The organism is Kitasatospora sp. NPDC001261 (assembly GCF_042896795.1).
Classification (GTDB): Bacteria; Actinomycetota; Actinomycetes; order Streptomycetales; family Streptomycetaceae; genus Kitasatospora.
In genome coordinates this window covers 1-12911 of the sequence record NZ_JBIAXP010000023.1, presented here as the reverse complement: position 1 = coordinate 12911, position 12911 = coordinate 1, and the positions used below count along the sequence as shown (strand labels likewise).

Annotated in this window: 11 protein-coding genes; 2 read left to right on the top strand and 9 right to left on the bottom strand. The window is 74.2% G+C overall.

The features are described 5' to 3' along the window. Window positions 1–7: 7 nt before the first annotated feature. From ACFY4B_RS28315 to ACFY4B_RS28305, 3 genes are all read right to left on the bottom strand, one after another. Entirely contained in the window at window positions 8–397 is a 390-nt protein-coding gene (locus ACFY4B_RS28315; RefSeq protein WP_387972604.1) for a VOC family protein, read from the bottom strand. Between the two features lie 179 nt (window positions 398–576). Further along, window positions 577–2211 (bottom strand): LCP family protein, encoded by a 1635-nt coding sequence (locus ACFY4B_RS28310; protein ID WP_375876364.1) that lies wholly within the window; start codon window positions 2209–2211, stop codon window positions 577–579. Next, window positions 2204–2662, bottom strand: a complete 459-nt coding sequence (locus tag ACFY4B_RS28305; protein ID WP_049656675.1) for a DUF6542 domain-containing protein — start codon at window positions 2660–2662, stop codon at window positions 2204–2206. Before ACFY4B_RS28305 ends, ACFY4B_RS28310 begins: the two co-directional genes overlap by 8 nt. 325 nt (window positions 2663–2987) lie before the next feature. Here ACFY4B_RS28305 and ACFY4B_RS28300 point away from each other — a divergent pair, with 325 nt between their 5' ends. Further along, entirely contained in the window at window positions 2988–3653 is a 666-nt protein-coding gene (locus tag ACFY4B_RS28300) for a TetR/AcrR family transcriptional regulator (RefSeq protein ID WP_387972601.1), read from the top strand. Window positions 3654–3706: 53 nt separating this feature from the next. Here the strand turns inward: ACFY4B_RS28300 and ACFY4B_RS28295 are convergent, their stop codons facing one another. The 5 genes from ACFY4B_RS28295 to ACFY4B_RS28275 form a co-directional block, all read right to left on the bottom strand. After that, window positions 3707–4414, bottom strand: coding sequence for a hypothetical protein (locus tag ACFY4B_RS28295; protein ID WP_387972599.1), 708 nt, complete (start codon window positions 4412–4414; stop codon window positions 3707–3709). A 280-nt stretch (window positions 4415–4694) separates the two neighbouring features. Next, window positions 4695–5261, bottom strand: coding sequence for an RICIN domain-containing protein (locus tag ACFY4B_RS28290; protein ID WP_074005532.1), 567 nt, complete (start codon window positions 5259–5261; stop codon window positions 4695–4697). 35 nt (window positions 5262–5296) lie between these two features. Continuing rightward, the gene (locus tag ACFY4B_RS28285) at window positions 5297–6166 is read right to left on the bottom strand and encodes a peptidoglycan-binding protein (RefSeq protein WP_387972596.1); all 870 of its coding nucleotides are present in this window, start codon (window positions 6164–6166) and stop codon (window positions 5297–5299) included. Window positions 6167–6208: 42 nt separating this feature from the next. Further along, window positions 6209–7117 (bottom strand): CAP domain-containing protein, encoded by a 909-nt coding sequence (locus ACFY4B_RS28280; protein ID WP_053112315.1) that lies wholly within the window; start codon window positions 7115–7117, stop codon window positions 6209–6211. 133 nt (window positions 7118–7250) lie between these two features. Then, window positions 7251–10184 carry a BTAD domain-containing putative transcriptional regulator gene (locus tag ACFY4B_RS28275; RefSeq protein ID WP_387972593.1) on the bottom strand — a complete coding sequence of 978 codons (2934 nt, stop codon included), beginning with the start codon at window positions 10182–10184 and terminating at the stop codon, window positions 7251–7253. A 154-nt stretch (window positions 10185–10338) separates the two neighbouring features. On the opposite strand from ACFY4B_RS28275, the gene ACFY4B_RS28270 reads away from it, so the two are divergent. Then, complete coding sequence (locus ACFY4B_RS28270) at window positions 10339–11781, top strand: BTAD domain-containing putative transcriptional regulator (protein WP_387972590.1); 1443 nt, start codon at window positions 10339–10341, stop codon at window positions 11779–11781. A gap of 47 nt (window positions 11782–11828) precedes the next feature. On the opposite strand, the gene ACFY4B_RS28265 is transcribed toward ACFY4B_RS28270, so the two are convergent. Beyond that, a complete protein-coding gene (locus tag ACFY4B_RS28265) occupies window positions 11829–12323 on the bottom strand; it encodes a hypothetical protein (protein ID WP_049661190.1) in 495 nt (164 codons plus the stop codon). Between the last annotated feature and the right edge of the window lie 588 nt (window positions 12324–12911).

Below are 12911 nucleotides of genomic sequence, written 5' to 3'. Positions count from 1 at the left end.
CCCGCTCCTACCGCTCCTGCCGCTCGGCCCACTCGACCAGTTCGACGACCACCCCGTTCGGGTCGACGACCTGGAAGAGCTTCTCGCCCCACGGCTCCTCGCGCAGCGGCAGGGTGATCACGACCCCCTCCTCGCGCAGCCGCCGCTCCTCGGCGGCGATGTCCTCGACGACGAACGCCAGGATCACGCCGTCCGCGATCCGGTGGCGCTGGTCCTCGGGGAGGACTTCGAGGCCGCGCCGCAGGTAGACGACATTGACCCCGCCGCCCGGGTGCGCGAGCGAGACGAAGCCGTCGGCCGACATCTGCTCGGTGTAGCCGAAGTGCCGCTGGAGGAAGGCGGCGGAGGTGGTGACGTCCTCGACGGTCAGGGAGACGGCGGTCGTGGTGATCTGCAAGGCGGAGAACCCTCTCGTCGGCATCGCACGGTTATCCCGTACGCAGTACACTATACATAGTACGGAGAATTGCGCCAGGGGTCTCCGCGGAATCCGGGACGGGGCCGGAAACGACGGAGGGAGGCTCCCCGGGCGGGGGAGCCTCCCTCAGGAGGTCGGCGAGGCCGGTGCGGCGCGCGTCAGTAGACGCAGGGGATGCCGCCGTCGGACTGGGCGTCGACGGCCGGGCCCTGCATCGGCAGGTTGGCGGCCGGGTCGGTCGGGGCGCCGCCGGCGGGGGCGGCGGGCTTGTCGGCGGCGACGCCGGTGAAGCCGGTGCCGAGGGTGACGACGACGTGGTCGGCGGCGGTGGCGGCGGACGCGGTGGCGGTCACGCCGTAGCGGGCCGCGACCTGCTCGGCGGCCTCCTTGGCGCCCTTGCCGTAGGTGACGGTGGTGGTCTTCGGCCGGGTGGCGGCCGAGCCGGTGCGGCCCTCCTTGAAGCCCAGGCCGGCCAGTGCCTTGGCCTCCTCGGCGGAGGTGACCCCGGCCGCGGAGGAGGCGTTGAAGACGTCCACGGTGACCGGCCCGGCGGCGGCCGGGGGCGTGGTGGCGGCCGGCGGGGCGGCGGGGGCCTGGGTGGCGGGCGCGCCGGAGGCGGCGGCCGGGTCGGCCGGCGCGGGGGCGGCGTCGGCGTAGCCGAAGAGCTGCTTGACCACCTTCTGGACCTTCGCCGGGGTCACCAGGTTGACGTCCTGGCCGTTCTTGGTGCCGAACCCGTCGAAGGTCAGGGTGTTGAACTCGACGTTGCCGCCGGTGAGGTTGGGGGCCTGCTGGGCGAAGTCGAGCACGTTCCACTCGTTGTCGATCACCAGGTCCTTCTGCATCACCCCCATCAGCTCCTGCATCTTGCCGAGGTCGCCGATGACGCCCTTCTGCTTGAGGTTGTGCACCACCGAGGAGATGAAGGCCTGCTGGCGGTGGGTGCGGGCGAAGTCGCCGGTGTTGCCGTCCGGGCCGTCGAGGTTGTGGCGCTGGCGGACGAAGGAGAGCGCCTGGGAGGCGTTGAGCTTGTTGACGCCCTTGTGGAAGTCGGCCCCGGAGCCCTGGCCCTCGATGGCCGGGTCCTTGGTGTCGTGGGTGAGGCAGACCTCGATCGGCTGGAGGGCCTTGGCGATGTCGTAGAAGCCCATCAGGTTGACCTCGGCGATGTGGTCGATGGGCTGGTCGAGGAACTTCTGCACGGTGCGGATGGTGGCCGCGCGGCCGATGTCCCGGCCGGCCTTCTCCAGGTCGGCGCCCTTGAGGCCCTTGGCGCGCAGACCGGCGTCGGCCTTGTCCTTGGCCGCGCCGTAGGCCTCCTTGATCTTGGCCATGCCCATCTGGGAGCCGTTGGCGTCGTAGGTCATCACGTAGTCGTCGCGGGGTATCGAGACGGCCTGCACCTTGCCGCCGTTCGCCGGGATGTGCAGCAGGATCAGCGAGTTGGTGTTGTAGCCGCCGATGTCGGAGCTGTGGCCGGCGTGCAGCTCGTCCTGGACGAACTCGGGCGGGAGGTCCGTGCCGTCCATGTTCTTGCGGCTGTCCAGGCCGATCAGCAGCAGGTTGACCGAGTTGTCGAGGTGCTTGGGGGCGTCCTTCTTGGTCTCGGCGATGACGCCGGAGGTGGTCATCCCGTCGGTGAGCTGCTTGTACTCGTACCAGACCACCCCGCTGGCGGCGAACACCGCCAGGCCGACGGTGCAGGCCACCACCCGGCCCGCGACCAGGGCGGGTGAGGGGCGGCGGGGGCGGCGGGCCTCGGCGCCGCCGTCGGTCCCGGGGTTGTCAGCCATGCTGCCTCCTCCTCGCCCGGACCAGCCGGACCGCGATCACGATGACGGCCGCGGCCGCGGCCTCGGCCATCACGGGAAAGCCGTGCACCACCCACTTCGCGGCGCCGGTGGCCAGGCCCTTGCCCTGGTACCGGTCGCGGTGGGCGGTGAACTCGACGACGGCCGTCACGCCCAGGACCACCAGCGGCGAGGTGGCGAGCACCCACCACCAGCCGTTGCGGCTGCTCAGTGCCGCCGCCAGGCCGGTGCCGAGCACCGCGGCCACGGCGAAGACCAGGCCCATGCCGGGGCCGGAGAGCTCGTCGACCGCGGCGCCGGCCAGCGGTAGTCCGAGGGCGAGGGCCGCCGGCAGCGCGGGGCCTCCGGGTAGCGGGCGTATGTGCCCGGCCGGTTTGTCCGCCGCCCGTCGGCGCGTCCGCTGGTCGGCCGACCGTCCTCGCTGCCCCGCCACGCCCTCACCCCGGTGTTCCCGTGTTCCGCGCGCCATGGTGGCGCCTGCGCCGCGTGCCGTCCGTCGGTTTCGTCGGTCCGGAACTCTGTTCGTGGCGCTGCCAGTTCCGGACGCCGGTTGCCGGTCGGCCGGTTCCCGTGCGGGGGTCCGGCCACCCGTGATCGGGGGAGGCGCTTCCCAATGTCTTCTACACGGGTGTAGAAGTCGTACGCAGCATAGAGCACGTCCGTTCGGCGGGACGTCCGGGTCTTCCGTGGCCTGGATAAACTACACCGGGCAGTTTCTGAGAGGGTCGGCCGGTGCGCCGACGGAAGAGGAGAGGGCCGTGGCGACGACGGGCGGAGCGGGACGGCCGGAGAAGCGCGAGGCGATCACCCGGGCCGCGACGGTGGTGTTCGGCCGCGAGGGGTACGTCCGGGCCAGCATGGACGCGATCGCGGCCGAGGCCGGGGTGTCCAAGCGGACGGTCTACAACCACTTCGGCGACAAGGAGACCCTCTTCCTGTCGGTGGCCCTGCGGACCTCGGCGGAACTGACCGAACGCATCGACGGGTTGATGGCGACGTACCTCGGCCGGGTGGTGGACCTGCGCCGGGACCTGATCGACTTCGCCGTCGAGCGGGCCCGCGCCGTGCTGTCGGCCGGGGAGCACGGGGCGCTCGGCCGGGCGATCCGGGCCGAGGTGGCCAACATCCCGGCGGACGTCCTGGAGGCCTGGCTGGAGGCCGGCCCGGTCGCCTCCCAGCGCGCGCTCGCGCAGCACGTCGAGGCGCTCGCCGGGCGCGGGCTGCTCGCGGTCGAGGACGCCGCCCTGGCCGCCGAGCAGTTCACCCTGCTGACCTTCCACGGCGTCGCCGAGCGCTCCTTCTGGGGCGCGCTCCCGGTGGCGGACGAGGAGGTCGAGCGGATCGCGACGGCCGGCGTGGACGCCTTCCTGCGGATCCACGGCGCGGCGGAGGCGGCGGAGGCGTCCTCGGCGGCACGGGGCTGAGCCCGCCCGGGCGGGAGCGGCCGGCCGCCGCCCCCGCCCGGACCACCCGCGGATCACTTCCAGTTGAGGCCCTTGCCGAGGGTGTACGGCTCGCCCCAGTACTCGGCTCCCGCGACCTTGGAGGCCTCCGGGGACATCGCCACCGCGCAGGAGGTGGCGGACTGGCCGTTGGTGAAGCCCTTGGGCAGCGACTCGCTCTTGCACTTGGCGAAGGAGCCGATGACCATCAGCTCCTGCGCCTCGCTGCCGTCCGCCAGCAGGCCCTTCATGTGGCTGACGCTGGTGTAGGACAGGTCGGTGCCGCCGGCGTTGGTGACCTTGTAGTGGATGTAGTACGGCACCAGGCCCTTGGCCTTGTCGCCCAGGTTGAGCGGGGCGAGGTCGGCCGGGTCGCCCTTCTCGATCGAGGTGACCGCGAGCGCGATGGCGCCCTTGGTGCTGCCCGAGCTGAACGGGACGGTGGCGGCGTCGCCGAGCTTCAGCGTGGTCCCGGCCGCCGGGGCGCTGCCGGCCGGCGCGGGTGCGGTGGCCGAACCGGACCCGGCGCCGCCCGCCGGGACGGAGGCCGAACCGGAGGCGGCCGGGGTGGTGGCCGCGGTGCTCGGCGAGGCGGCCTGGGTGGCGGGCGCACCGGTCGCCGGCGGGGTCTTGGCGGTGTCGGACGACGAGGCGTCGTCGTTGCAGGCGGTCAGGGTGAGCGCGCCGACCGCGGCCAGTGAGGCCAGGGCCAGGGCGCGACGACTGCTGCGGATGGGCTTCACGTGATGTCCCCCGTGGTAGCGGACCCCCGGTGCCGGTGGTCCTCCTGAGGGACGTTCATAGCGCAGCGCGAACGAGCGGGGCCATGGCTTCGACGCGTCCTTGACACGGTCGTGACGAGTCCCTCGCGCCACCGTGACAAGGGATGCCGAGTCGTGATCAGCCGCCCGGACGGGGGCCGGCGAGGGGCCGACCGGCGTCGGCGCGGGGGGCCGTGGGGCACCCGGAGGAGACCGGGCCCGGTCCGCTCGGCCTGGAGAGCGGACCGGGCCCGGTGGTTCGTCAGCCGAGCAGCCAGCGCTGGGCCGGGGCGGCGGGGTCGCAGGAGGCCACCCCGGTGGCCTGGCCGCCGCCGTTGGAGGTGAGGCACTGCCCGGTGGCCGCGTTGCGGACCAGGTACCAGCCGTGGTCCTCGTCGGTCAGCCGCCACTTCTGGTTGGCGGGCATCCAGTCGCCGGCCGGCCGGTTGAGGCCGTCCAGTCCGCCGGGGGTGTCCCAGAGGTGGACGGCGCCCGAACCGGTGTCGAGGTCGATCACCTTGCCCTGCCCGTGCGCGATCGCCGTGGTGCCGTCGCAGTACTTCCAGAACGACCAGGTCTGCGCGGGCGACTGGTTGGCCGGCCAGACGATGATCGGCTGACCGTTGGCCTCGACGTTGTGGAAGAGGTCGAGCGCGCCGGCGCCGGAGCCGTTGTTCACGGCCGCGAAGGCTCCCACGGACGGCGACAGGTCGCAGGCGCCGGCCTGTGCCGCCTGCGCCGCCGGCGCGCCGGCCACGACCGCCCCCGCGACGGCAGTGACGGCCCCGAGCGAGGCGAGGAGCCTGCGGGTACGGGTGGTGGTTCTCATCGGGTCTCTCCTTCTGGTGTGGTGGGCGGGCCGGCTCAGCCGCGCGGGACCGCGAGCGCGGCCCACTGCTTGGGGCCGGGGACGCCGTCGGCGTCCGCGCCCGAGTCGCCGAGCTTGTGCTGCCAGTTGCGGAAGGACTCGCGGTCCGCGTCGGACCACTCGGGGCCGGGGCCCTCGGCGTAGGCGGAGCAGCCCTCGGCGACGAGGCGCTCGCCCATCCGGGTGATGACGTCGCTGTTCTGGCCGTCGTGGAAGAAGTCGGCGCCGGGGAAGGGCTCGTAGCCGTCGCCGCCGTCGCCGCCGTCACCGCCGCCGCTCGCCGGAGCGCCGCCGCCGGACGGGGTCCCGCCGTCGGGGCTGTCCTCCGCGGAGGCCTCCTGCCCGAAGTAGAGCGCCCCGGGCCGGTCCTTCCACTCCGGGTCGGCGAGGACCGCGCCCTCGGCGAAGTCCGGGATGCCGTAGCCGTAGACCCAGTCCGAGCGGCGCTCACGGGTCTTGAGGTAGACGCCGTCGCCCTCGGCGCTGCCGCCGTCGTTGGTGTTGCCCTCGACGGTGGTGATGGTGGAGCTGGTGTAGGCGATGCAGATGCCGGTGTGGCTGCCGCCGCCGGGCCCGAAGAAGACCTGGCCGCCGATCACCGGGTACTCGGTGAAGCGGTCGCGCTCCTTGAACCAGGCGACGCCCTCCGCGCAGGAGGCGGTCACCGGGAAGCGCCCGGCGTTGCCGGACTGCTCGGCGCACCAGGAGACGAAGGTGGCGCACCAGGCCTCGCCCTGGGACCACTCCAGGCCGGCGACGGCGGGGGAGAACTTCTGGATGTTGTTCCAGTGCCCGCCGCTGCGACCCTCGTGGTAGCCGACCTCGTCTCGGGCGATGCGGATCAGGTCCGCCGCGTTCGAGGACATGGGTGTGGACTCCTTGTTCGTGGAAGGGTGCCGGTCGGGGTCTCAGGCCTTGCCGAAGGTCTGCACGTAGCGGCCCCAGTTGCCGCGCTGGCGGGGCGCGTAGCCGATGCCGATGTAGTTGTAGTCGGGGTTGAGGATGTTCACGCGGTGGCCCGGGCTGTTCATCCACATCTGCATCGCCTCCGGCACGCTGTTGCTCGGGGTGACGTTCTCGGCGGAGGAGCGGGAGACGAAGCCGGCGGCCGCGATGCGGTCCCAGGGGGAGCTGCCGTCGGTGCCGTTGTGCTGGGTGAGGTCGTGCGAGGCCATGTCGTTGGCGTGGCGCTGGGCGGCCGCGCTGAGGCGGTCGTCCAGGCGCACCGGCGGGGCGCCGACCCGGCCGCGCTCGGCGTTGACGGCGTTCAGCATCTCGGAGCGGAAGTCACCGCCGCCGCCACCGCCGGGCTGGGGCTGCGGCTGGGGCTGGGGCTGCTGCTGGCCGCCGCCGCTGCTGATGCCCCCGGCCGGGACGAGCTGCCAGCGCTGCGCCGGGTTGCCGTCGTCCTGCCTGGAGAGGGTGAGCGGCGAGCCGGGGGCGGCCGCGGTGAGGTAGAGCATGCCCTCGTTGGTGCGGGTGGTGCGGACGCGGACCCAGTCGTTGTCGAGGGGCTCGAAGCACCAGTGCTGGTTGGGCTGGTTGTGCTCGTTGTACAGCCAGGCCTGGCCGGTGGAGTAGTTGAAGTCCATGACCATGGCCTGGCCGCCGACGTGCTTGCCGGTGGTGAGCTGGGTCTCCAGGAGGAAGCTGCCGTTCTCCTTGGCCCAGAAGGTCCAGCCCTGGGCGGTGGTGCCGTTGGAGCCCCAGGACTGGACGGCGGTGCCGGCGGCGGTCTGGCTGGAACGGACGTCGGCGACGGTTCCGTTGGCGGACTTGATCGTCCAGGTCTGGCCGTGCTGCGGGAGCGTGGGCATGGTGGCGCCTCTCGTCTGTGATGTCGCCCCGGGCCGCATCCGCTGCGGCCCGGGGCCTGACGGGAGAGACGTTCCTGCACGGCGGTAGACGGCCGGTCAACACGCGTGGCCGGTGCCGCCGTTGATGCCGTGTCTACCGCGCCAGAAGGGCCCTGACCTGCGCCGATTCCTCGGTGAGCCCCAGCCGCTCGTACACCTCCAGGGAGTCCGTCAGACAGGCCCGGGCCTGGCTCGGGCGGCCGAGGCCGGTGAGCGCGGTGCCGAGGGTGCGCAGCAGGGCGCCCTCCAGGGCGGGGCTGGTGCGCCGGGCGAGCGGGAGGACCGCCTCGGCCGCGTCGACGGCGAGCAGCCAGCGGCCGGCCTCGGCGTGGACGCGGGCGGCGAGGTCGCCGGACGCGGCGGCGAAGACGGTGACCTGGAGGGCGGTGAACTCGTCGCGGGCGCCGACCGCGTGGTCGAGCGCCGCCTCCGGGTCGCCGCACAGCCGCAGCACCCGGGCGAGGTAGTAGCGGCCGATCGCGGCGGAGACCGGCCCCGAGTCGCGCATCAGACGGGCGCTGCGCTCGGCGGCCTCCCGGGCCTCGTCGAGCCGGCCGGTCTGGGCGCAGCTGAAGGCGAACTCGCCGAGCGCGCTGCCCTCGGAACGTCCGGCCCCCAGGCGGTGGAACAGCCCGGCGGCCCGGCCGGCGTGTTCGGCGGCCTCGGCGTAGCGGCCGTGCACGCGGGCGTTGCCGCCGAGGGTGAGCAGGGCCTTGGCGAGCACCCGGTCGGTGCCGGTGGTGGTGCAGACCTCGACGGCCCGGCGGATCTCCTCCACGGACTCGGCGTAGCGGTTGACGTGCCAGAGCATGCTGCCGCGCACGTACCGGGCGAGGGCGAGCGGGCCGTGGTCGCCGCGTGCCTCGGCCTCGCCGGCCAGGCGTTCGGCGAGGTCGGCGATGACGGTGGTCTGGGTGCGTTCGGCGAGCACCGCGCCCATCCGGTCGGCGAGTTCGACGGCGCGGTCGAGCGGCAGGGCCGGGTCGGCGCAGCTCAGGGCGATGACGGCGGCGTGCACCTCGGCCTGCTCGCGCATCCAGCGCACGGCCTCCGTGCCGTCGGCGACGGGCCGGCCGGGGTGGGGCACCGGCACGTCGAGCAGGCTGAGTTCGACCGGGTCGGGCTTGCGGGCGGCGACGTCGGCGTTGCGGGCGGTGGCGAGGCAGAAGTCGAGCAGCCGTCCGGTGGCCGCGGTGCGTTCGGCGGGGCCGTCCTCGGCGGCGAGCCGGCCGCGGGCGTAGGCGCGGACCAGGTCGTGGTAGCCGTACCGGCCGAAGCGGGGGGACTGCAGGAGGTTGAGGTCGACGAGGGTTTCGAGGAGTTCGTCGGTCTCGGCCTCGGTGCGGTCGAGCAGGACGGCGGCGCAGGGCAGCGGGATGTCGGGGGCGTCGGGCAGGGCGAGCAGCCGGAAGGCGCGGGCCAGTTCGACGTCGAGGCGGTGGTAGGAGAGCGCGAAGCTGGCCTCCACCGTCCGTTCGCCGTCGCTGAGTTCGGCCAGCCGGTGCTCCCGGCGCAGGCCCTCGGCGAGGGTGGCCAGGGTGAGTGCGGGGTCGGCGGCGAGCCGGGAGGCGACGATGCGGACGGCGAGCGGCAGCAGCCCGCAGGCCCGGACGACCTCCTCGGCGGCCCCGGGCTCGGCGGCGACGCGGTCGGCGCCGACGATCCGGGTGAGCAGTTCCAGCGCCTGCCCGGGCGGCAGGGTGTCCAGGCGCAGCTGGTGGGCTCCGGCGAGGCCGGTCAGCCGGTGGCGGCTGGTGACGAGGACGGCGCAGCCGGGCGAGCCGGGCAGCAGGGGTTCGACGTGGCCGGGGGTGGCCGCGTTGTCGAGGACGACCAGGACGCGCCGCCCGGCCAGGGCCGAGCGGTAGAGCGCGCTGCGCTCCCCGGTGTCCGGGGGGATCTCGCCGGGGGCGACGCCGAGGTCCCGCAGGAAGCCGGCGAGCACCGTGCCGGGGTCGGGCGGGGTGCGGTCGGCGCCGCGCAGGTCGGCGAAGAGCTGCCCGTCGGGGAAGCGGTCGCGGGTCCGGCGGGCCACGTGCACGGCGAGGGTGGTCTTGCCGACGCCGCCCATGCCGTCCAGGGCGGAGACCACGACGGCCCGTCCGCCGGCGCCGGCGAGGCGGTCGGTGAGGGCCTCGACCTCCTCGGTGCGGCCGGTGAAGTCGGGCAGGCCGGACGGCAGCTGGTCGGGCGCCCGCCAGGTGTCGGCGGCGCCGGGGGCGTCGGCGGCGGGCCCGGCCTGGGCGGCGCCGGCGGGCAGCAGGGCGGCGTCCTCGCGCAGGATCCGCAGCTGGAGCTCGGCGGGGGCGTCCTCGCCGGGCGGGAGCGAGGCGCGGGCGTCCTCGTACACGGCGAGCGCCTCGGCCTTGCGCCCGGCCTGGTAGAGGGCGCGCATCAGGACGGTGGTGAGCCGGGGGCGGCCGGGGTGCTCCAGGGCGAGGGCGGCGATCGCCGCGGTGAGGTCGGTGCGGTCGCCGAGGTCGGCGTCCAGCTCCAGTTCCGTCTCCTTGGCCGAGACCCGCTGTTCGGTGAGGCGGGTGCGGACGGCCTCGGCGTGCGGCCCGGGCAGTCCGGCCAGCGCCTCGCCGACCCAGAGCCGGTGGGCGCGGCGCAGCACCTCCCGCACCTCCCGCGGTGGTGCGCCCGCCTCGCGCAGCCGCTCGGCCTCGGCCAGCAGGGCCTCCCAGGCGGCGGCGTCCACCTCGCTGCCGGGCGCCCTGAACGCGTAGCCGTCGCCGACGCGCACCAGCGGCATCCGGTCCGGGTCGTCCCCGGCGTACGGCCGGAACGCGGTGCGCAGCCGGGAGACGGCGAGCTGGACGGCCTTGCGCGGGTCGGCCGGCGCGGCCCCGCCCCACACCCCCTCGACCAGCACCGGGACCGACACCGTGCGCCCGGCGGCGGCCAGCAGCACGGCGAGCACGGCCCGCTGCTGCGGTCGGCCCAACTCCAGTTCCAGCTCCCCGTACCAGGCCCGCAGCGGTCCCAGCAGTCCGAACCGCAGCCCGGAACCCCCCATGTCACCCATCTACCCGTCCCCGAAAGTCGTCCTGCGCCGGGATCCCGCCAGTTCCGTCCGGACGGTGGGCCCCCATACCCCGGCGGCCTATGCTCTGTCACAGATTGTGCACCGGATCGTGCACAGGTTGTGCACCGGGATCGAGGGCTTCGAGGGGTGGGCCGTGGGGCTCGTTTTCAGCCTGCTGGGGCCGCTGCGGGCCCGACGCGACGGTCGTGAGCTCGACCTCGGCCGACCGCAGCAGCGGGCCGTGCTCGCGGCCCTGCTGGTCCCGCCGGGGCAGCTGGTGTCCACGGATCGGCTGGTCGAGGACCTGTGGGGGGCGGACGAAACCCGCTGGCCGAAGGATCCGGTCGGGCAGATCGGCACCCACGTCCACCGTCTGCGGCGGGCCCTGGGCGAGCCCGGGCTGCTGGTCGGGGCGGCGGGCGGCTACCGGCTGGAGGCGCCGCGCACGGCGGTGGACCTCTTCCGTTACGAGGCCGAGGTGGCGGAGGCCGTCGCGCTGCGTCACCAGGATCCCCTGCGGGCGCGCGAGTCGCTGGCGCGGGCGCTGGGCGCCTGGGAGGGGCACCGGGCGCTGGACGGGGTGCCCGGGGCGTTCGCCGAGCGGGTCCGGGAGCGGCTGGCGGCCGGGCGGTTCGCGGCGGTGAAGACCCTGCTCGACCTGGACCTGTCGCTCGGCCGGCACGCCGAGGCGCTGGAGCCGCTGGCCGGGCTGGCCGCCTCGCACCCCCAGGACGAGGAGGTGCACCGGCTGCACCTGCTGGCGCTGCACCGCTGCGGCCGGACGGCGGAGGCGCTGGCGGGGTACGAGGCGCTGCGTGAGCGGCTGGACGGGGAGCTCGGTCTCGAACCCGCCCCGGCACTGGTCGAGCTGGCCGGGCAGATCCGGCGCGGCGAGGCCCCGGTGCTGCTGCGGCGGCTGCCGAGGCCGAGCCAGCTGCCGCCGGACATCCCGGACCTGGTCGGGCGGGCGGCACAGGTGCGGGAGGCGGAGCGGGTGCTGCGGGCGGCCGGGGCGCCGGTCCTGGGGCTGTCCGGTCCGGCGGGCTGCGGCGCGTCGGCGCTGGCGGTGCACGTGGCGCACACCGTCCAGGACGCCTTCCCGGACGGTCGGCTGTACGCGGGCGGCGGCGGGGCCGGTGTGGTGCTCGCCGGCTTCCTGCGGGCGCTGGGGGACCGGCCGGCGGCGGGCGCGGACGTCGAGGAGCTCGGCGCGCGCTACCGAGGGCTGCTCGCCGGGCGCCGGGTGCTGGTCCTGCTGGACGGGGTGGCCGAGCCGGGCGTACTGCTGCCGTCGGTGCCCGGCTGCGCGGCGGTGGTGGCGGGCGCCGAACCGGGCACCCTGCCCGACGGCGCCGTACGGCTCGCGGTGGGACCGCTGGAGCCGCACGACGCCTATGAACTGCTGGCCCGGATCGCCGGCGCGGACCGGGTCCGGCGGGAGCCGGAGGCGGTGGCCGAGGTGGCCGCGCTCTGCGGCCACCTGCCGGTCCTGCTGCGCACGGCGGCGGAGCGGCTCGCCTCCCGGCCGCAGTGGTCGGTGGCCGACCTGGTGCGGTGGCTCGCCCTGCGGGCCGACGGGCCGGGGCGGGCCCAGTAACGCCGGCTCTCCCGGCGACCCTGGCCTTCTCGGTGACCGGGGCCGGTTCAGTAGAGGTCGGAGGAGAAGAGGACTGCGCCGGGGACGGGGCCGGGGTTGGAGGAGTGGGGGATGCGCGGGATGTCGTTGCCGCCCCAGTAGACGCCGGAGGTGCCGCTGGCGGTGACGGTCAGCTTGGCGTGCGGGTGGCCGTAGGTGCCGGACGACCAGCAGGCGGCGCCGTTGGCGGAGTAGACGACGAAGTTGCCGTCGACCTGCATGACGGCCTTGTAGCCGCAGCCGACGGTGCCGCTGGCCATCTTGACCTGGGTCCCGTACTGGTAGACGACGAAGTTGCCGTCGGGCTGCATGATCATCCGGGTGGAGCCGGACTCGATGTACCAGCCCTGGTAGAGCGGCTCGTCGTCCCAGATGGAGACGTGGTCGACGGCCCGCTCGATCGCGGCCTCCGCGGTACCGGTCGACGCCACGGTCCCGGCCAGGGCGAGCGCGGTGGTGGCGGTGGCCAGGGCGATCTGTCGGAGGGTCTTCGTCGTCTTCATGTACCCGTGCCTCGTGGTTCTCTCGTGCGTTCGCGCCCGCCAGGTCCTCGGGGCGCGGTGTGGCACGACCTTGGCGGAAGGCGGTAGACAAACGATGAACGCCGCCGTTTAACGGGGTCCGGGGGCCGGGCCGGCGGGCCGGGGCCCACGGCGGGACCAGGGGCATTTGGCTTGGGCCCGGAGTGGGAGTAGTGTCTCCTAGTCGCCTGACAGGGAGCACCGGACACGCAGCCGCGCGGACGGTCCCGGGGTGGCCAATCCTCTGAAACACCACTTCCCGGTTCGGGCCGGGTCGCTTCGTCGTTTTCGCGTCGCGGCCTGGTGCGCATTCGGTGTGCATGTTTATTGGGTTGCGGTCGGATTCGCTTTTCGGAGCGGGGATCGGCTAGAGTTTGAAACGTCGGACAGGGCGTCAAACCCCGGAAGACACCGGCGAGTTGGATGAACGAAGCCCCGGAAACGGAGCGGAAAACATCTGATAAGCTGGAAACACGAAAGAACGAAGCCCGGAGGGTCCGCTGGAAGGCGGTCCGAAGGAAGCGTCCGTTCCTTGAGAACTCAACAGCGTGCCAAAAGTCAACGCCAGAT